The following is an 18034-nucleotide window of genomic DNA, read 5'->3' as shown; positions in this document are numbered from 1 at the left end:
GCCGCTGCCCGGCGGCGGCCGGGTGCGGTTCGCGCGCTCGGTGCTGCGGGTACGGGTGGCGATCGGCGGCGCCGTGTTCTGCGGCTGGGACGGCGCGGATCCCGACCCGTCGTACGCGCTGGCCGGCGGGCGGCCCGAGGCGGATCTGCGGGCGATCCTCGAACCGGACAAGGACGGCTGGCGGGTGGTGTCCGAGCGCGTCACCGTCCTGGTGTCACGGCACGGCGCGGTGGAGATCCGCACGCCCGGCGGCGTACTGCTTCGCAGGGAGCTGCCGCCGCGCTGGTGGGAGCCGACCGGTGGTGAGCCGGGGGTGGACGCGCGCTGGGTGCAGCGCTCGGAGACCCCGGCCGACGCGCGGGTGTACGGCCTCGGCGGCCGGGCCGTCGGACCGCGGCTGCCCGCGGGCGGCTACCGGCTGTGGAACACCGACCCGGACGGCTCGTTCGAGCCGGGCGACGACCCGCTGTACATCACCATGCCGGTGCAGCTCGTGGTCGCCGACGCGGGTTGCCACCTGGTCTTCCACGACAACACGTGGGACGGCGGGGTGACCCTGCGGGACGGTGAGGAGGGCGCGGGCTCGGGCCACGACCGGCCGGGCGGCTGCGAGTTGCGGATGGACGGCGGGCCGCTGCGCTACTGGGTGATCACCGGTACGCCGTCGCGGGTGCTGAACGGCTGGACGGCGCTGACCGGCAGGCCCGCGCTGCCGCCGAGCTGGGCGCTGGGCCACCACCACTCGCGCTGGGGCTTCGGCAGCGAGCGGGAGGTGCGGCGGGTCGTGGCGGGCTACCGCGAGCGCGAACTGCCGCTGTCGGTGCTGCATCTGGACATCGACCACTTCGACGGCCACCAGGTCTTCACCGTCGACAAGGGCCGGTTTCCCGATCTGCCCGGTCTGGCGGCGGAGTTGGCCGAGTCCGGGATCCGGATGGTGTCGATCGTGGACCCGGCGGTGAAGGCGGAGCCCGGTGTGGCGGTCTACGACAGCGGCGCCGCGGAAGGCGCGTTCGTCCGGGACGCGCGGGGCCGGGAGGTCAACGGCGTGGTCTGGCCGGGAGATGCGGCCTTCCCCGACTTCACCGACCCCCAGGTCCGGGCGTGGTGGGGCCGGTTGTACGCCGAGCGCCTCGGTCAGGGCTTCTCCGGGGTCTGGCACGACATGAACGAGCCGGTGTCCTTCGCGTCCTTCGGTGAGAACACCCTGCCGCGCTCGGCACGGCACTCTTTGGAGGGCCGCGGCGGCGACCACCGCGAGGCGCACAATGTGTACGGCCTGGCGATGGCCCGTGCGGGCTACGAAGGACTGCGCGAACTGCGCCCCGAGCAGCGGCCGTTCCTCTTCTCGCGCTCCGGCTGGGCGGGCATGCAGCGGTACGGCGGCACCTGGTCGGGCGATGTGGCGACCGGCTGGTCGGGGCTGCGCGCGTCCCTGTCGCTGGTCCTCGGGCTCGGCCTGTGCGGGGTGCCGTACTCGGGCCCCGATGTCGGCGGCTTCACCGGTTCACCGTCGCCCGAGCTGTATCTGCGGTGGTTCCAACTGGCCGCGTATCTGCCGTTCTTCCGCACCCATTCGGCGATCGACGCGGGGCGGCGCGAGCCGTGGGAGTTCGGCCCTGAGGTGCTGGAGCACGCGCGGGCCGCGCTGACCGAGCGGGTGCGGCTGCTGCCGTATCTGGAGTCGCTGGCGCACATCGCGCACCGCACCGGCGCCCCGTACGTCCGCCCGCTGTGGTGGAACGCGCCGGGTGACCGGGCGTTGCGCGAGTGCGGTGACGCTTTCCTGCTGGGCGACGCGCTGTTGGTGGCTCCGGTGCTCGAACCGGGTTCGCTGACGCGGGCGATACGGCTGCCGCGCGGCCTGTGGTACGACACCGCGACCGGTACGGCGCACCGCGGGCCCGGCCAGGTGCTGCTCGACGCGCCGCTGGGCCGGATTCCGGTACTGGCGCGGGCGGGTGCGATCGTGCCGGTGGCCGGGGCGGACGGCGAGGTCGAACTGGACGTGTGGGCGCCGCGACTCGGCCGTACCGGGGGCGGTGTCGTCTTCAGCGGTGACCCCGAGGGCTGGGGCACCGCGCGGATGGAACGGTTCACCACCCGGTGGGCGGACGGCGAGGTCGTGGTGGAGCGGGACGGTACGGACGCCGGGGAGCCGGTCGGCTACCGGGTGCGGGTGCGCGGCACGGCGTCGTAGGAGCCGGTGGGTTACCGGGTGCGCGGCACCGTGTCGTAGGCGCCGTCGAACCAGCGGCGGGCGGCCAGGGTGTGCAGCGGGAAGCCCAACTCGGCCGGGCGCGGCAGGATCTGGTGCCCGTCGGTCTCGTCGGTCGGTACGGACGGCGGCAGTTCGGCCGCGTCGCGCTCCGGCAGCAGGCCGAAGAGCAGCAGATATCCGCCGTCCTCGTCGGTGAGCGCGTCGGCGAGAGTGACGTCCGCCGCCGAGGCGCGGATGCCGGTCTCCTCCGACAGCTCCCGGACGACGGCCTGCTCCCAGCTCTCGCCGAAGTCGATGAAGCCGCCGGGCAGGGCGAGTTGGCCCAGGCGCGGCTCGATCGTCCGGCGGATCACGACGAGCCCTGTGCCGCCGGTGTGCCGTACGGGGAGCAGGGCGACGGCGACGGGCAGCGGGTTGCGGTAGCTGACGGCCCCGCAGTTCGCGCAGGTGCGCGGCCATCCGGGGTCGGCGCCGAAGGGCGCGCCGCATGACGAGCAGTGAGAGTCCTTGGCCACGGCGGGACCCTATCGGAGAGCGGTCGTGCGGGTGGGGTGACGGGCCGGTTCAGAGGCGGGGTGACGGGTCGGGGCAGCTTCGGGGCCGGGGGGCGGCTTGCGCAGGACCTGGCGGGTCGCGGACGAGGACTCCAGCAGGACGGGGGCGCCCAGGGCCGCGCTGATCGCGTCCGACCAGCGGCGCGGGTCGCGGCCGGGCGTGTCCCACACGGCCGGGCGGGCGCGCTGGAGGCGCGCGGTGAGGGCGGCCTGACGGACCAGGTCGCCGGACGGACCCGGCGCGAGGCGTTCGACGAGGGTGCCGTCGATGCCGTAGGCGCGGCAGATGCGCAGGCCACGGGCGCGGGCGGGCGCGTCGAGGTGGGTGACGGCGAGGGCGTCCACTCCCCCGCAGACCTCCACGGCGTACGCGTGCGCGACGGCGTCGAAGTGGCCGGTACGGAAGGCGCCTTGCCAGCGGCCGTGGCCGTTGTGCGGCTCGGGGAGCAGCGGTGTCAGCTCCGGGTCCTCGGTGACGAGCGGGCCCGGTCCGTGCCGGGTGGTGTACGTACGGACGACGCCGAGCCGCCGCGCCCCGCCCGGTGTGCCCGCCTCGGCCAGCAGCGTCTCGGCGTTGGCGAAGGTCGTGGTGGACCAGGTGGTGTACGGGTGGAAGCCGTGCCATTCGTCCAGGAGTACGCCCTGGGCGCCTTCGAAGACCGCTGGGCCCCGCCGCAGGAGGTCGTGCAGCGCGGAGCCGTCGGTGAGGGTCACCGTACGGGCGAAGGCGGCGAGGACTTCCGCGCAGTCCTCGACCGGCGGCGCGGGCAGCGGGCCCAGCTCGTCCGCCAACCGGTCGCGCAGCAAGCGCAGTTGGCGCAGCAGCCGGGGGCGCGACGCGCAGTCGCCGACGGTCGGCGCGTCACCGGGGTGGGCGAGCGCGTACGCGGCGGCCTCGCCCACGCCCATCCCGCAGGAGCCGTGCCGGTCGGCGCCGCGCGCCTGCTCCCGCAGCCGGTTGGCGGCGGCGTGGTACGGGGTGGCGAGCGGCGCCGCGCGGTCGACGGACAGCAGGGCGTACGGGTCGGGGACGCCGACCGCGCGCAGGTGGTCGGCCTCGGCGGCCAGCGCGAGCGGGTCGACGGTCATGAACCGCGACAGGTGGGTGCGTACCCCGCGCAGCGTGCCGGAGCCGAACTGCGCGAAGGTGTGGTGGCGGCCGTCGGCGGTGACGACGTTGTGCGCGGCCTGGGCGCCGCCGTTGAACCGGACGACCGCCTGGACCGTACCGTCCTGGCAGAGCCGGTCCACGGCGGCGCCCTTGCCCGCGTCCCCGAATCCGAGGTCGACGACGATGGTGTGCACTACAGCCTCGTGGTGGTGGCGGGACCCGCGTCGCCGTCGGTGAGGGGCGCGTCGGAGACGGCGAGGGCGCTGCCGCGGGCCGCGCCGTCCCTGCCGCGGTCGAGTCCGGCGAGCGCCTTGCTGACGCTGTCGCCCGCCGCCGAGCCGACGTCGGCCAGGTCGGCCAGGCCCGCGGCGAGGTCGATCGCCTCCTCGCCCAGGCCGACGGTCAGCGCGATGGTCTCGCAGACCGCGTCGAGGTCGTCCAGCTCGATGACGTTCTGGCCGAGCAACTTCCGCCAGATGCCGAGCACTTCGGTGTTGCCGACGTAGGACGAGCCCGCCGGGAGGATGTAGTGGACGTGGTAGGTGCGCTGGAGTTCGGCGACGATGTCGGTGATCGGGATGTCCTGCGGGATGCGCTCGCCGAGGACGTCCCACACCTCGCGCGCCTTGACCTTGCCGTACGGCATCTCGTCGCCGATCAGGAACAGGTAGCCGCGCCGCCCGCGCTTGTCGTGGCAGTCCAGCGCCGTGTGCCGGGCCATGGTGTAGAGCGCGAGTTCGTACGACTCGCTCATCTGGCCGCCGCCCCCGCCCTCCAGGAGGATGTTGCCGAGGTCGTCGTCCATCCGGTTGTCGGACTCGAACTGCCCGATCTGGAGGGGCACCCGGTCGCAGGTGGCGTCGCCGACCGCGCCGAACATCACCTGCGGGTGCTCGGTGTATCCCTTGCGCAGCAGCAGGCCGAACAGCTCGGGGAGCTTGGTCTGGAGCACTTGCGGCACGGTGCGCATCGAGCCGGTGACGTCGAAGAGCACCGCGATGGCGAGCGAGGTGGGGTGTTCCGCGGAGTCGCGGCTCTCCCGCAGGGTGATGTTCTTGGGGTCGAGTGACGGGTGGGCCGTCCAACTGCTGCGCGGGGACGAGCCGGTGACGTGGTCGCTGTACGCGAAGGCGCCGGAGCCGGACGCGGCGCGGTAGCGCGCGGCGGCGTCGTAGACATTGGTGGACCAGCTTCCGCTGCCCATGGTGGTTCCCCCTTGTTTCGTGGTGGTGGTGTCGCGGTTGTCAGATGTGCGGCATGGCGAACGGGCGGAAGGCGCGCGGCCCGTAGAGCCGTTCCAGCAGGTCGTCCAGCTCGCCGAGGAGCTGCCAGGCGTCCTGCGGGCGGGCGTTCTGCGAGGGCAGGACGCACGCGCGCAGGAAGGCGCGCATCGGCGCCGGTGCCCGGTCGCCCATGAGCTGCCGCACGCAGAGCGCGGCGAGGTGGATGTCGGTGGCCGGGGAGGCCGGTCGGCGCTCCGGGACCTCGGGCGGATAGGCGTCCCTGTGCCGGTCGACGAGGACCGGCACATGGGTGTCGAAGGCGGTCGCGTAGCACCAGTCGACCAGGACCAGGCCGTGCAACTCGGGGTGGATGAGGACGTGTTCGGGGAAGACGGCGCCGTGCACCAGCCGGGCGCGGTGGGCCCAGCCGAGCGCGGTCAGCAGGCGCCGCCACATCCACGCCGCGTCGCGCGGGTCGAGGCCGTCCGGGTGGGCGGCGGCGACCTCGGCGAGCGTGTGGAAGCCGGTGAGCGGCACGAGCGCGTTGACGTGCCGCTCGACGCCGTCGGTGTCGCGGTGCCTGAAGCTCTCGATCAGTTGCGGGGCGTACGCGCGGTGCCGCCGTTCGCCGACGGTGTCGAGGCGGCGCAGCACGTCGGCCTCGTGCTCCAACAGGTCGTTGTCGCGGGGCCGTTGCGGGATCTTCAGCACGGCCTCGCGCCGGTCGCCGTTCTCGTCGTAGTGGGCGGTCCGCAGGACGGCGAGGTCGCCGGTGGCCAGGACCGGGCCGAGGACGTAGCGGCGGTCCGCGGTGGTGACGGTGGGAGCGGTGGCCCTTTCGTCGGTGTGGTGGTGGCGGGCGGACAGCCGGGCGAAGGCCGCGGCGGCCTGCGCGGAGCGGCCGGGCGGTGCGGCGTCGGGGTGCAGCAGCCGGGCGAGCCGACGGTAGTGGCGGACCGCGTCGTGGGCGTCGGCCGGGAAATCGGCGTCGAGGGCGGCGAGGGCGTCCTCGAAGGTGCGTATCGCTGCGCTCGTCGGGTCGCTGCCGGGGTCGCCGAGAGGTTCGCGACCCGGGTCACGCACCGGGCCGTTGGTCCGGTCACCGGCCGGGTCACCGAGCGGATTCGTGGTGGCGGTCATCGGACGTCCTCCTCCCGGTCGGGGCGGAGCAGCGCCGGGTGCAGCAACCGGGCATCGCCTGCCCGGTAGAGACGGGCGCGCGGACCGCCCTTGCTGCCGGGGCGGCTGTCGGTCTCGCCGGTGGACTCCACGAAGCCCGGCACGGAGAGCACTTTGCGGTGGAAGTTGCCCGCGTGCAGCGGCGCGCCCCACACCGTCTCGTAGACCGCGCGCAATTCGCTGACGGTGAAGGTCTCGCCGAGGAAAGCCGTGGCCAGCGGGGTGTACTCGATCTTTCCGCGGGCGCGTTCCAGACCGTCCGCGAGGATGCGGTCGTGGTCGAAGGCGAGCCGGGGAGCGCTCCCGTGAGAAGCGGGCCGGCGGCCGGTACCACCCCCGTAGATTCCGGTCCGCCGACCCTGTTCGATGGGACGCGGCGGCGCCGTGTCCGGTTGCCCTTTCGGGAGGATTGCTTCGACGGGGATCCAGGCCGCGCCCGCGGCGTCGCTTCCCGGCGTGGCATCGGGCAGTCCCGGTGCGAAGGCGAGGTAGGCGATCGAGACCACGTGCATGCGCGGGTCGCGGTCGGGGACGCCGTAGGAGCCGAGCTGTTCGAGGTGGACCCGGCCGAGCGCCGTGGTGTCCAGGCCGGTCTCCTCGGCCAACTCCCGTGCCGCCGCCTCGTCCAGCGACTCGCGTCCCGCGCGGACGAATCCGCCCGGCAGCGCCCGCTCCCCCGCGAACGGCGGTCCGCCCCGCTCGACGGCCAGGACGTGCAGCCGGTCGGCGCGCAGGGTCAGCGCGACGACGTCGACGGTCACGGCGATCGGGTCGAAGGCGCGCGGATCGTAGGAGTCGAGGAAGTCCCGCTCCCGCCGCGCCGCCGACTCCCCCGGCGTCTCCGGCGTGTTCACCGCGTCCGTCATGATCGCCCCCGTCTCGCGCCGAACCCACCCCGCATGTTGTTCTCAGGGTGAGTCATTCTCAATACGAGAAGACCATAGCACCGCAGCCTGACACCGTCCAGCGGCGGCGCTACTCTGCGGTGATGACGAAGCAGACGTTCAGCACTTTCGAGGAGTTCTGGCCGTACTACGTGGCGATGCACTCGAAGGCCGCCACCCGCTGGGTGCACCTGGCGGGCACGCTCACCGGCCTCGCGGTCACCGGTTACGGCCTGGCGCGGGGCCGCGGGCGGTACGCGGCGGCGCTGCCGCTGATCGGGTACGGAACGGCCTGGCCCGCCCACTTCCTGATCGAGAAGAACAATCCGGCGACCTTCGGACACCCGGCGTGGTCGCTCCGCGGCGACGTCAAGATGATCACCACCATGCTCGCCGGACGGGACGCCGAACTGGCCGAGACGGCGGACAAGTGGCTGGCCGAGCAGGGCAACACGGGCGACACCGACTGACACCGCCTGACACCGGTCTTCCCGCCCCGCCGGCTTCGCACAGTCCGACGCTGTTCCGCCGACGGGCCGCCCGTGGCACACTTCTGACGATCCGTCAGGTGACGAGTCGGGGAGGCCGCGTGGAGCAGCACAGGCGCATACCGCCAGTGGTCGAAGGCTGGTTCACCGAGGGGTCGGGAGCCGACTTCCGGCTGCTCGGCACCCGGTGCCGGGACTGCGGAAGCGTGTTCTTCCCCCGTGAGGACTCCTTCTGCCGCAACCCCGCTTGCTCGGGTACCGACGTGGACGAATTCCCGCTGTCCAGGACCGGGCACGTCTGGTCGTACACCGACGCCCGCTACCGGACGCCGCCGCCGTATCCCTCGGACCCCGAGCGCGCGTGGCAGCCGTACACCCTGGTCGCCGTCGAGCTGGCGGACGAGCGGATGGTCGTGCTGGGGCAGGCGGCGCCCGGTGTCACCCCGGCCGATCTCGCGGTCGGGATGCCGGTCGAGCTGGTACGGGGGGTGCTCGGGGAAACGGGCGGAGCAGACGGTACAGGCCGCGCCGACGGCGGGCGCGGCACCTGGAACTGGCGGCCCGTGAGCGGTGCCCGATGACCGCCGACATCGCGGTGCTCGGCGCCGGGATGCACCCCTGGGGCAAGTGGGGGCGGCCGTTCACCGAGTACGGGGTCGCCGCCGCCCGCGCGGCCCTCGCGGACGCGGGCATCGACTGGCGCGAGGTGCGGTCGGTGGTGGGCGCCGACACCGTACGCGGCGGCTATCCCGGATACGTGGCGGGCGCGACCTTCGCGCAGGCGCTCGGCTGGCAGGGCGCCCGCGTCACCAGCGTCTACGCCGCGTGCGCCTCCGGGGCACAGGCCATCGCGACCGCCCGCGCGCAGATCCTGGCGGGACTCACCGACGTGGCGCTCGTGGTGGGCGCCGACGCCGCGCCCAAGGGCTTCTTCGCCCCCGCGGGCGGCGAGCGGCCCGACGACCCCGACTGGCTGCGCTTCCGGGTGCTCGGCGCCACCAATCCCGGCTACTTCGGGCTGTACGCGCGCCGCAGGATGGCCGTGCACGGTGACACGCTCGACGACTTCGCGCAGGTCAAGGTCAAGAACTCCCGTGCGGGCGCGGCCAATCCGCTGGCTCGCTACCGCCAACCGGTCAGCGCGGAAGAGGTCGCAGGGTCCGCGGTCGTCGCCGATCCGCTGCGGCTGCTGGACATCTGCGCCACCTCGGACGGCGGCGCCGCGCTCGTGCTGTCGAGCATGGACTTCGCCCGGCGGCACACCTGCGACCCGGTACGCATCCGCGCGGTCTCCACCGTGACCCCCCAGTACCCGCGCACCGTACCGGACTTGCCGGACATCGCGGGTGACTCCGCCGTCGCGGTGTCCCCGCCCGAACTGGAGCCCCGCGCCTCGATCGCGGCGGCGGCGTACGAAGAGGCCGGGATCGAGCCGGGAGACCTCGATCTGGCGGAGGTCTACGACCTGTCGACCGCCCTGGAACTCCAGTGGTACGAGGATCTGGGTCTGTGCCCGGCGGGTGAGGGCGCCAAGCTGCTGCGGTCGGGGGCGACCGCGCTGGGCGGCGCCGTTCCGGTCAACACCAGCGGCGGCCTGGCGTCCTTCGGCGAGGCCGTACCCGCCCAGGCCATCGCGCAGGTCTGCGAGCTGGTGGGGCAGATACGCCGCCGGGCGGAGGGCCGGCAGGTCGCGGGCGCGCGGCTCGGAATCACCGCGAACCAGGGGCTGTTCGGGCACGGCTCGGCGGTGGTCGTGGTGAAGTGACCGGGCACGGGCCGGGCGGACGCGCAGCGGGCCGGACCGTACGGATGAGTGTCGGGTCATGCGGTCGGGATCGGTCGCGGCTCCGTCGCGAAGTGACCTGATCGGTCTGGCTTCTTGACGCTCCGTCACCGCTGGAGAACACTTCGCGTGGCGCGGAGCCGGTCGGCGGGAGGGGCACCGGCCACCGGTCGTCCGCGCCGCCGCCCGTTCCCGACACGGTCCCGCGCGGACCGGGCAAGGGAGACCGACATGAGCGACCAGCCCGTGAGCTACGTAGCCGCCATCGACCAGGGCACCACCTCCACCCGTTGCATCGTCTTCGACAACAGCGGCCGGATCGTCGCCGCCGACCAGCGCGACCACCGGCAGATCCTCCCCAGGCCCGGCTGGGTGGAGCACGACGCGACCGAGATCTGGGCGAAGACGCAGGCCGTGGCGGCGGGCGCGCTCGCCAGGGCGGGGCTGCGCCCCGACCGGCTCAGCGCCCTCGGGATCGCCAACCAGCGCGAGACGACGGTGCTCTGGGACCGCTCGACCGGGCGCCCGGTGCACAACGCGCTGGTCTGGCAGGACACCCGCACCTCGGCGCTGTGCGCCGAACTGGGCGGCCCCTACGGCCAGGACAGGTTCCGCGACGCCACCGGGCTGCCGCTGGCGCCGTACTTCTCCGGGCCCAAGGTGACCTGGCTGCTCGACCATGTGCCGGGGCTGCGGCGGCGCGCGGAGAACGGCGAGATCGCCTTCGGCACCGTCGACTCCTGGCTGGTGTGGAATCTGACCGGCGGCGTCAACGGGGGCGTCCACGTCACCGACGTCACCAACGCCTCGCGCACCCTGCTGATGGACCTGGACACGCTGGACTGGGACCCGGCGATCCTGGCCGCCATGGACATCCCCGAGGCCGTCCTGCCGGAGATACGCTCCTCCGCCGAGGTCTACGGCACCGCCGTCGGACGGCTCGCGGGCGTGCCGGTGGCCGCCGCGCTCGGCGACCAGCAGGCCGCGCTCTTCGGACAGACCTGCTTCGAGACCGGCGAGGCCAAGAACACCTACGGCGCGGGCAGCTTCCTGCTGATGAGCACCGGGGCACGTCCGGTGCCGTCCAAGAGCGGCCTGCTCACCACCGTCGGCTACCGGCTCGGCGGCGACCGGCCCGCGTACTGCCTGGAGGGCTCGATCGCCATCACCGGCGCCCTCGTGCACTGGCTGCGCGACCAACTCGGCCTCATCCGCAGCGTGGACGAGATCGAGCCGCTGGCCGCGAGCGTGCCCGACAGCGGCGGCGCCTACGTCGTACCGGCCTTCTCCGGGCTGTTCGCGCCCTATTGGCGGTCCGACGCGCGCGGTGTGATCACCGGGCTCACCGGCTTCGTCACCAAGGCGCACCTGGCGCGGGCCGTGCTGGAGGCCACGAGCTGGCAGACCCGCGAGGTGGTCGACGCGATGCAGGAGGACTCCGGCGTACGCATCGCCGAACTGCGCGTGGACGGCGGCATGACCGTCAACAGCCTGCTGATGCAGCATCAGGCCGACGTGCTGGGCGTGCCGGTGGTCCGGCCGGTCGTCGCCGAGACCACCAGCCTCGGCGCGGCCTACGCGGCGGGCCTGGCGACCGGCGTGTGGGACGGCCTCGACACGCTCAGGGCGCAGTGGGAGCGCGACACCGCGTGGAAGCCGCGTATGGCGGAGTCGCGGCGTGAACTCGGTTACCGGCGCTGGAAGATGGCCGTCGAGCGGAGCTTCGGCTGGCTGGAGGAGGACGGCGAGGAGGGCTCCGCCAGGTAGCGATCGGCTCTGAACGGCGGCCGGTTGACCGTCTCGCGAAAGAAGCCGCAGGTCTCAGGTGGCGGCGGGCTCCTTGCGCCCCGTCGCCATCTGCGCCGCGTGTTCCACCACGGTGATCAGGACGTTCTTCGCCGAATCCCGCTCGCGCGCGTCGCACATCACCACCGGCACCGAGGCGTCCAGGTCGAGGGCGTCGCGCACGATGTCCGGCGCGTGCAGTTCGGCGCCGTCGAAGCAGTTGACGGCGACCGTGAAGGGGATGCCGCGCCGCTCGAAGTAGTCGACGGCCGCGAAGCAGTCCTCCAGGCGGCGGGTGTCGGCAAGCACGACCGCGCCGAGCGCGCCCTGCGCCAACTCGTCCCACAGGAACCAGAACCGGTCCTGTCCTGGCGTGCCGAACAGATACAGCACCAGGTTGTCCCTGAGCGTGATCCGCCCGAAGTCCATGGCGACGGTGGTGGTGCGCTTGCCCTCCACGCCCTCGGTGTCGTCCACCGGGCGGCCCGCCTCGCTGAGCGATTCCTCGGTGCGCAGCGGCCTGATCTCGCTGACCGCGCCCACCAGCGTGGTCTTGCCCACGCCGAAGCCGCCCGCCACCAGCAGCTTGAGCGCCACCGGCTCGTCGGCGGACGGCTTGCGGCGGCGATCCGATCGCGCGAAAGCCATGTTGTGTCTACTTCCCTGCCGGCGTTGTCAGTTGTACGTCGATCTGCATGTCGATCTGTACGTCGGTTGCGCTTCGTCGTACGTCTGCGGAGAGCCTAGTCCTGTTCGAACATGACCGGCACGCCGGAGTGGATCACGATCCGCTACAGCGCGCGCAGCCCGTTGATGACCTCGCGCAGGATGTTCTCGTCCACCAACTCGGCTGGTGGGACCGGCTGGTGGAGTTGTACGTGCGACGCCTCCAGCAGGTCCCCGACCAGGACGCGGACCACCCCGACCGGCAGGTCGAGGTCGGCGGCCAGCTCCGCGACGGAGACGGCCTGGACCTGACAGCGTTCGACGATGTCGAGGTGCTCGGGTGACAGCGTGTGGTCGTCCTGCGCGCCTCCGTCGTCCCCGGCCTCGGTCTCCGTGATCACCAGGGCGATCAGGTCGATCTTCGTCTCAGCGGCGTTGCTGGTGCGGCCCCTTGTCATCGCATAGGGCCGCACCACCGGTCCTGCCGCGTCGTCGTACCACCGGTCCGCATCAGAAGTCATGACACCTGTCACCCCGTTGTCAGATCATCCGGTCAGCCGCTGAGTGCCGCGCCGCCGTCGTTCCGAGCCGCGGTGCCCAGGTGAGCACCGACCCGCTTGACCAGGAGCGCCATCTCGTACGCGACCTGGCCGACGTCGGACTCGGCCGCGCTGAGTACGGCCAGGCAGCTTCCGTCGCCCGCCGCCGTCACGAAGAGGAAGGCATCGTCCAGTTCGACCATGGTCTGCCGGACGCGTCCGGCCTCGAAGTGCCGTCCTACGCCCTTGGCGAGGCTGTGGAAGCCGGATGCGACGGCGGCGAGGTGCTCGGAGTCCTCACGGGTCAATCCGTCCGACGCGCCGATGGCCAGGCCGTCGCCGGAGAGGACCAGGGCCTTGCGGATGCTGGCCACGCGCGAGACCAGATCGTCAAGGAGCCAGCTCAGCTCGCGTGTCGGGCTCGATGGTGCGGTCATCGACCGTTCCCCTCAGGTGTCGTTCTCGGTGCGGATGCCGATGGGTCGTCTTGCGTACCGTCGTTCTCGGTCACTTCCCGGCCGCGCTGCCAGCCGCGGTGGAGTGCCGCCATCCGGTCGCGGACCTCGTCCGCCGACCGCTCGCGGCCGGCCCTCTCGCCGGACGCGCCGCCGCCGTCGTGGGCGGTGGTCTCCACCCGCAGTTGCGGCGCCAGATTGGCCTGCCTGACCCGGCGGGGCAGTCCGCCACCGCTCGCGCCGGATGCGGTCGTCTTCTTCGCAGCCGCCAAAGGCTGGGGCTCAGACGTGGTCCCGGACGCGGTCCCGGACTGGCGCGCGGACCCGGGCTCGGACTGGCGCGCGGGCAGCGGCTGGGGCCCGGCCGGAGTCGGTGCCTGCGCCGGGGCCTGCGCCTGCGGCTGGCCCTGTGGGTGCAACTCGCCGCGGGCCTGCGCCTGGGCCACGGCCCGTTCCGCGGCCTGTTCCAGCGCTCCCCGGTCGGCCTGCGAGGTCTGCGCGGACGGTCCGCCGACCGGTCGGCCGCGGTCGGAGACCAGTACGGGCGCGGTACGGCGACGGCGCGGCAACGGCAGCGGCCCGTCGAGTTCGGGGTCGCCCGCCTCGCCGACCGGCGCGCCGACGGGTTCGTCCGCCGGGTGCGCCTCGTGCTCCTTCTGCGTCTCGCCGCCGATGCCGTCCAGGCCCCACTGCCGGAAGGTGTGCTCGGTGTCGGAGGACACCCGCGCCGGACGGGACTCGGTGAGGTCGCCGAGCTTGGTCGCGCCGGTGTCGTCGCCGGTCTCGGTGAGCAGATTCGCCGGGATGAGGACGACAGCGGTGGTGCCGCCGTACGGGGACTGCCGCAGCGAGACCCTGACGCCCTGGCGCTGCGCGAGCCGGCTGACCACGAACAGGCCGAGCCGGTCGGTGTCCGACAGTTCAAATTCCGGCGTCTCGGCCAGCCGGAGGTTGGACTCCAGCAGCGCGTCAGGGGTCAGACCGAGGCCGCGGTCGTCGATCTCCAGCACGAAGCCGTTGGCGACCGGCTCGCCGTGCAGCCGTACCGCGGTGTGCGGCGGCGAGAACACGGCCGCGTTCTCGATGAGTTCGGCGAGCAGGTGGGTGACGTCGCCGACCGCGGAGCCGGTGACGGCCAGCCGGGGCAGACGTCGTACCTCGATCCGCTCGTAGTCCTCGACCTCGGCGACGGCGGCGCGGACCACGTCCATGAGCTGGACGGGCTTGCGCCACTGCCGGGAGGGGGCGACGCCGGAGAGGATGACCAGGCCCTCGGCGTGCCGCCGCATACGGGTGGTCATGTGGTCGAGGCGGAAGAGGTCGGCCAGTTCCTCGGCGTTCTCGGTGCGGCGCTCCATCGCGTCCAGCAAGGTGAGCTGGCGGTGCAGCAGGACCTGGCTGCGGCGGGCGAGGTTGACGAAGACCTCGGAGACGCCCTTGCGCATGTCGGCCTGGCGGACGGCGGCCTCGACGGCGGCCCGCTGGAGGGTGTTGAGCGCCTTGCCGACCTGTCCGATCTCGTCGTCGGAGTACTGGAGGCGCGGCACCTCGGTCTCGACGTCGACCTGTTCGCCCGCGGCCAGCCGCCGCATGACGCGGGGCAGCCGGGTGCCGGAGACCTCCTGGGCCTCGCGGCGCAGCCCGGACAGGTCGCGGATCAGGCTGCGGCCGATCCGTACCGACACGATCAGCGAGGCGATCACCGCGACCAGACCGAGGACACCGATGACGGCGGCTTCGACGACCAGCGTGGTGGACAGCGGCCTGGCCTGCTTGCTGAACCTCGCGATGGCCTGGCCGTCGAGCTTGCCCAGGTCGGTCATCACGGTGGCGGCGGTGGCGGGCCACGCCTTCTGGGCGGCCACGACCGGCGCCTCCTCCACGCCCGCGACGATGATCGCGTCCTCGGCGGCGCGCAGTGCCTTGCCGCTGGCGCTCTGCCAGTACGTGTCGAAGGGCGCGCGGACGTCGTCGGTGAGGGTCTTGAGGTCGACCGCGTAGTAATTGCGCTGCTCGGCGACCGCGAAGGTGAAGGAGCGCAGTTCGTCCTTGCTGGTGTGGCCGGTGCTGATCGCGGCAGCCATCAGCGCGTCCTCGCGGCTGACCTCCTCCTGCGCCCGGTAGAGGCCGATCACCGCGCGCCGCTGGCTGTCCAGCGTGACGTCGCTGAGCGGGAGGTACTCCTCGAAGAGGTCGAAGGTGGGGTCGACCAGCGAGTTGTACGCCTCGTAGGCGTCGTCGCGGGTGATCCGCTGGTTGTCGATCCGCTGGCGGAGCGAGGTGAGGCCCTCGACGGTGTTGAGGAGGTCGTCGAGCCGGTCGCGGGACCGCGCGTTGAGGTCGTCGCGGACGCCGGACGCGTCGATGGTCGTCCGCATCTTGGCGATGGACGCGTCGGTGGCGTGTTCCTGCTTGTCGTAGGCGATCCGCGCCTCGGAGTCACGGGTGTTGGCCAGAAAGACCAGAGCGACCCTGCGCTCCTGCTGGAGGTTCCGTACCGCGTCGTCGGCGGGATAGCCGACATTGTCGACTATTCGCTGGATGTCCGGCCGTCCGAACACCTCGCGCCCGGTGATGGTGGCGGCGAAGGCCCAGATGAGGGTGAGGGACACCAGTGGGATCAGCAGCAGGGCCACGATCTTCCGGCGGATCGTCGTACCGCGAAAGCGCATGGCCTCCCCAACGTCTTCCCCGGTATGGGGATCGTCTGTCGCGTTTAAACGGCGTGAGCCTACTACTGCCGATGCGGTAACTCGAAAGCCAGTGCGTAGGGTTGGGCAGGTCTGGCCGGATACGTACCTCGGAATGCATCGTGAAGATTCGGGGCAGGCACCTTGTATGGACTTCGAACAAGGGCGGGTGTGGACCGAGGACCCGGTCGGCACTCCCCGAATGCCCGATCCGGTACGAGCCGCGGCGGTGCGGGCGGTGCTGATCGTGGCCGTCGCGCTGATCCTCGCGGTGATGGCCGTACTGCTGGCCGCCGGACACTCCTGGCTGTCGGCGCCCGCGCTGATCTCCGCCGTCTTCACCAGCGTCGTCGCCACGTGGGCGGTGTTGGACGTGTGGGTGACGCGACAGGTGTGGAACCAGCGCAACGGGGTGCTCTCCAGCCCGAGCAGCGCGGCCCGCGCCCTGCGCAGGGAGCGGCGCAGAAGGCACCGTGCGGCGCGGTCCGCCGCGCGCGGCCGGCCAGCGCGCCGGGTGCACATACCGCGCCATCTGCCCTGGCACCTCGGGGTCTGACTCCGCCTGCTCGCGGTCTGCCGTCGGTACCTGGTGGTCCGGCGGCGGTCCGGGAGCTGATCGCGGTCAGTACCAGCGGCGGTACGGGACGAGCCGCCGTCCCGGACTAGCCCCGTCCCGGACTAGCCGCGGTCCGGCTGGAGTTCCCTGCCCGGTTCGGGCACGGCGGCGCGCGCGGGCCCGGAAACGGGCACGTCCGATTCTCCGTCCTGCTCCGGCTCGGGCGGACGCCGGTACATCCGGGTGGCGGTGATCTCGCCGTGCACCTGCTCGCCCTGCGGGTCGGGGACCGGAAGTCCCGGCCGCAGGTGCTCCTCGACGCTGATGTATTTCAGGCCCGCCCGCAGATCCGCGTCATTGCGGAGCCTGACCACCAGCGGGAATTCGGCGAGTGCCGTGGTGTCGAACAGTCCCGTGGTGTAAATGAGCTGTACGCCCAAGGCGTCGGCCACGGCACGCTGCAATTCCAGGAGATAGGTGGCGTTGGCGCGGCCGATGGGATTGTCGAGGAACAAGGTGCCCGCGTGCCGCTGCTTGTCCCGGCCCCGGTCGTTGCTGCGCAGCGCGGCCATCGTGCAGTAGAGGGCGATGGCGGCGGTGAGGAGCTGCCCGCCGGAGAACACGTCGCCCATCTGTCCGACCGGCACCCGCTCGGCGCGCAGCACCGCGTCCGGTTTGAGGATCTCCACGGCGATGCCGCGCGGTTCGAGCGCGGACCCGACGCCCCGCAGCAGCAGGGACATCCCGTCCCGCCGCAGGTCGGAGTTCTTGCGTACGGCGGCTCTGGTCGCCTCGTCGATGACCTCGCCGAGGCGTTCGGACAGGACGGACTGGTCCGGGTCCTCGAAGCGGATCCGCAGGAATTCCTGGCCCGACCATTCGCCGAGCCCTTCCGGCAGCCGTGACAGGCGCTGCGCCGAGCGCAGGGTGGCGAGCGAGGACTCGACCAGGCCGCGCAGCCGGTCCACGATGCTGTCGCGGTTGCGCTCCAGTTGGGTCAGCTCGTCGGTGAGCACGCGCAGCCGCGGGGCGAAGGCGGTCGCCCAGGCGGCGGCGTGTTCGGGCAGCACGGCGGCGGGCAGTTCCCTGATCTGCTGCCGCGCGGGCGTCCTGACCTGCTCGTAGCGGACCGCGTTGGCGTGCCGGACCAGGACGTCGGAGGCTTCGCGGAGCTGGGTCTCCGCGGTGGACAGGTCTGCCGCGCAGCCGCGCAGACCGCGCCGGGCCTCCGCTGCGGCCTGCCGGGCCTCCTCGGTGCTGCCGGGGTACGGGTCCGGCTCGTCCTCGTCCTGCTGTCCCGGCGCGTTGTCCCGCAGCAGGTCGCGCAGCATCGCGGCGATCTCGTCGAAGCCGCCCGCCGCGTCCTCGGCGGCGCGGTGGGCGTGGACCATGTCGGTGTGGGCGGCCCTCGCCTGGTCCAACGCGTCGGTGCGGGAGGCCAGTTCGGCGTTGGCGGCGCGCAGCAGCTCCTGCGCGTGCCCGGCGTCGCGCGGCAGCAGTCCGTCGGGCAGGTCGGTGTGGCGGTCGCCGTCCGCGGGCGCGAGCCGTTCCGCCTCGCCGCGCAGCCGCCCCAACTGCTCGCTGGCGGTGGAGGCGCGCGACTCCAGGGTCTGTACGAGCTGTTCCGCGCGGGCCGCCGCGGCCTGCCGGGAGGGGCCGTCGGCGCCGTCCGGGCCTTCGAGCAACTGCGCGGCGCGGCTGCGGACCTTGTTGGTGAGCCGGTCCAGTTCGACCAGGGCCGCGTTCTCGGTGCTCTCCGCGCGGGCCTGCTCCGCGCGCAGGTCGGCGCCGACACCGACCTTCTCGTACACCTGGGAGGCCGAGTGGTACGCCTCGCGGAGCGCGGGCAGCGACTCGGTGGCCGCGGGGGCCTGCGCCCGGTCCTGCGCGCTCTCGTCGG

The 18034-nt window shown here is 72.8% G+C and carries 15 protein-coding genes and 1 pseudogene; 6 read left to right on the top strand and 10 right to left on the bottom strand.

Annotated elements, in window-relative coordinates; translation table 11 throughout:
• Positions 1-2200: glycoside hydrolase family 31 protein (locus tag BGM09_RS37080; RefSeq protein WP_188286165.1), on the top strand; the 2200-nt coding region annotated here is incomplete at its 5' end.
• A gap of 11 nt (positions 2201-2211) precedes the next feature.
• Here BGM09_RS37080 and BGM09_RS37075 read toward each other — a convergent pair.
• Genes BGM09_RS37075 through BGM09_RS37055 form a run of 5 tightly spaced genes read right to left on the bottom strand, consistent with a single transcriptional unit; the run spans position 2212 to position 7154 of the window.
• Positions 2212-2736, bottom strand: coding sequence for an NUDIX domain-containing protein (locus tag BGM09_RS37075; protein WP_188286164.1), 525 nt, complete (start codon positions 2734-2736; stop codon positions 2212-2214).
• Positions 2737-2745: 9 nt separating this feature from the next.
• Positions 2746-4080, bottom strand: a complete 1335-nt coding sequence (locus BGM09_RS37070; RefSeq protein WP_188286163.1) for an adenylosuccinate synthetase — start codon at positions 4078-4080, stop codon at positions 2746-2748.
• The gene (locus BGM09_RS37065) at positions 4080-5090 is read right to left on the bottom strand and encodes a hypothetical protein (RefSeq protein ID WP_188286162.1); all 1011 of its coding nucleotides are present in this window, start codon (positions 5088-5090) and stop codon (positions 4080-4082) included. Before BGM09_RS37065 ends, BGM09_RS37070 begins: the two co-directional genes overlap by 1 nt.
• 40 nt (positions 5091-5130) lie before the next feature.
• Entirely contained in the window at positions 5131-6249 is a 1119-nt protein-coding gene (locus tag BGM09_RS37060; protein ID WP_223188133.1) for a molecular chaperone DnaJ, read from the bottom strand.
• Positions 6246-7154 (bottom strand): NUDIX hydrolase, encoded by a 909-nt coding sequence (locus tag BGM09_RS37055; protein WP_188286161.1) that lies wholly within the window; start codon positions 7152-7154, stop codon positions 6246-6248. Before BGM09_RS37055 ends, BGM09_RS37060 begins: the two co-directional genes overlap by 4 nt.
• A 122-nt stretch (positions 7155-7276) precedes the next feature.
• Between BGM09_RS37055 and BGM09_RS37050 the strand changes: the two genes are divergently transcribed.
• The 4 genes from BGM09_RS37050 to glpK all read left to right on the top strand — a co-directional run bounded on the left by BGM09_RS37050 (position 7277) and on the right by glpK (position 11210).
• Positions 7277-7642 (top strand): DUF962 domain-containing protein, encoded by a 366-nt coding sequence (locus tag BGM09_RS37050; protein WP_188286160.1) that lies wholly within the window; start codon positions 7277-7279, stop codon positions 7640-7642.
• 119 nt (positions 7643-7761) lie between these two features.
• Positions 7762-8241: a Zn-ribbon domain-containing OB-fold protein gene (locus BGM09_RS37045; protein ID WP_317453038.1), complete on the top strand. Its 480-nt coding sequence runs from the start codon at positions 7762-7764 to the stop codon at positions 8239-8241.
• A complete protein-coding gene (locus BGM09_RS37040) occupies positions 8238-9425 on the top strand; it encodes a lipid-transfer protein (protein WP_188286159.1) in 1188 nt (395 codons plus the stop codon). The genes BGM09_RS37045 and BGM09_RS37040 overlap by 4 nt, the downstream gene beginning before the upstream one ends.
• Positions 9426-9674: 249 nt before the next feature.
• Positions 9675-11210 (top strand): glycerol kinase GlpK, encoded by a 1536-nt coding sequence (gene glpK, locus BGM09_RS37035; protein WP_188286158.1) that lies wholly within the window; start codon positions 9675-9677, stop codon positions 11208-11210.
• A 54-nt stretch (positions 11211-11264) separates the two neighbouring features.
• Here glpK and BGM09_RS37030 read toward each other — a convergent pair whose 3' ends face one another.
• The 4 genes from BGM09_RS37030 to BGM09_RS37015 form a co-directional block, all read right to left on the bottom strand.
• The gene (locus BGM09_RS37030) at positions 11265-11876 is read right to left on the bottom strand and encodes a GTP-binding protein (protein WP_188286157.1); all 612 of its coding nucleotides are present in this window, start codon (positions 11874-11876) and stop codon (positions 11265-11267) included.
• Between the two features lie 143 nt (positions 11877-12019).
• Entirely contained in the window at positions 12020-12415 is a 396-nt protein-coding gene (locus BGM09_RS37025) for a DUF742 domain-containing protein (RefSeq protein WP_188286156.1), read from the bottom strand.
• 32 nt (positions 12416-12447) lie between these two features.
• Positions 12448-12870: a roadblock/LC7 domain-containing protein gene (locus tag BGM09_RS37020; protein WP_188286155.1), complete on the bottom strand. Its 423-nt coding sequence runs from the start codon at positions 12868-12870 to the stop codon at positions 12448-12450.
• The gene (locus BGM09_RS37015) at positions 12867-15560 is read right to left on the bottom strand and encodes a nitrate- and nitrite sensing domain-containing protein (RefSeq protein ID WP_188286154.1); all 2694 of its coding nucleotides are present in this window, start codon (positions 15558-15560) and stop codon (positions 12867-12869) included. The genes BGM09_RS37020 and BGM09_RS37015 overlap by 4 nt, the downstream gene beginning before the upstream one ends.
• Positions 15561-15726: 166 nt before the next feature.
• Between BGM09_RS37015 and BGM09_RS37010 the strand changes: the two genes are divergently transcribed.
• Positions 15727-16134, top strand: a complete 408-nt coding sequence (locus tag BGM09_RS37010) for a hypothetical protein (RefSeq protein WP_411158420.1) — start codon at positions 15727-15729, stop codon at positions 16132-16134.
• Between the two features lie 122 nt (positions 16135-16256).
• Here BGM09_RS37010 and BGM09_RS37005 read toward each other — a convergent pair.
• A pseudogene (locus tag BGM09_RS37005) lies at positions 16257-18034 on the bottom strand (hypothetical protein); the annotation flags it as partial.

Source organism: Streptomyces sp. CBMA29, from assembly GCF_014596445.1.
In the GTDB taxonomy this organism is placed as follows: Bacteria; Actinomycetota; Actinomycetes; order Streptomycetales; family Streptomycetaceae; genus Actinacidiphila.
Note: the sequence above shows the minus strand (reverse complement) of the source record. Positions and strands in the feature narration are given on the sequence as shown.

Excerpts from the sequence above, each read along its gene's own strand:
- BGM09_RS37030 (WP_188286157.1), bottom strand. The coding sequence starts at position 11,876 with ATGGCTTTCGCGCGATCGGATCGCCGCCGCAAGCCGTCCGCCGACGAG.
- BGM09_RS37060 (WP_223188133.1), bottom strand. The coding sequence starts at position 6,249 with ATGACCGCCACCACGAATCCGCTCGGTGACCCGGCCGGTGACCGGACC.
- BGM09_RS37015 (WP_188286154.1), bottom strand. The coding sequence starts at position 15,560 with ATGCGCTTTCGCGGTACGACGATCCGCCGGAAGATCGTGGCCCTGCTG.
- BGM09_RS37010 (WP_411158420.1), top strand. The coding sequence starts at position 15,727 with ATGGACTTCGAACAAGGGCGGGTGTGGACCGAGGACCCGGTCGGCACT.
- BGM09_RS37040 (WP_188286159.1), top strand. The coding sequence starts at position 8,238 with ATGACCGCCGACATCGCGGTGCTCGGCGCCGGGATGCACCCCTGGGGC.
- glpK (WP_188286158.1), top strand. The coding sequence starts at position 9,675 with ATGAGCGACCAGCCCGTGAGCTACGTAGCCGCCATCGACCAGGGCACC.
- BGM09_RS37055 (WP_188286161.1), bottom strand. The coding sequence starts at position 7,154 with ATGACGGACGCGGTGAACACGCCGGAGACGCCGGGGGAGTCGGCGGCG.
- BGM09_RS37025 (WP_188286156.1), bottom strand. The coding sequence starts at position 12,415 with ATGACTTCTGATGCGGACCGGTGGTACGACGACGCGGCAGGACCGGTG.
- BGM09_RS37020 (WP_188286155.1), bottom strand. The coding sequence starts at position 12,870 with ATGACCGCACCATCGAGCCCGACACGCGAGCTGAGCTGGCTCCTTGAC.
- BGM09_RS37065 (WP_188286162.1), bottom strand. The coding sequence starts at position 5,090 with ATGGGCAGCGGAAGCTGGTCCACCAATGTCTACGACGCCGCCGCGCGC.
- BGM09_RS37050 (WP_188286160.1), top strand. The coding sequence starts at position 7,277 with ATGACGAAGCAGACGTTCAGCACTTTCGAGGAGTTCTGGCCGTACTAC.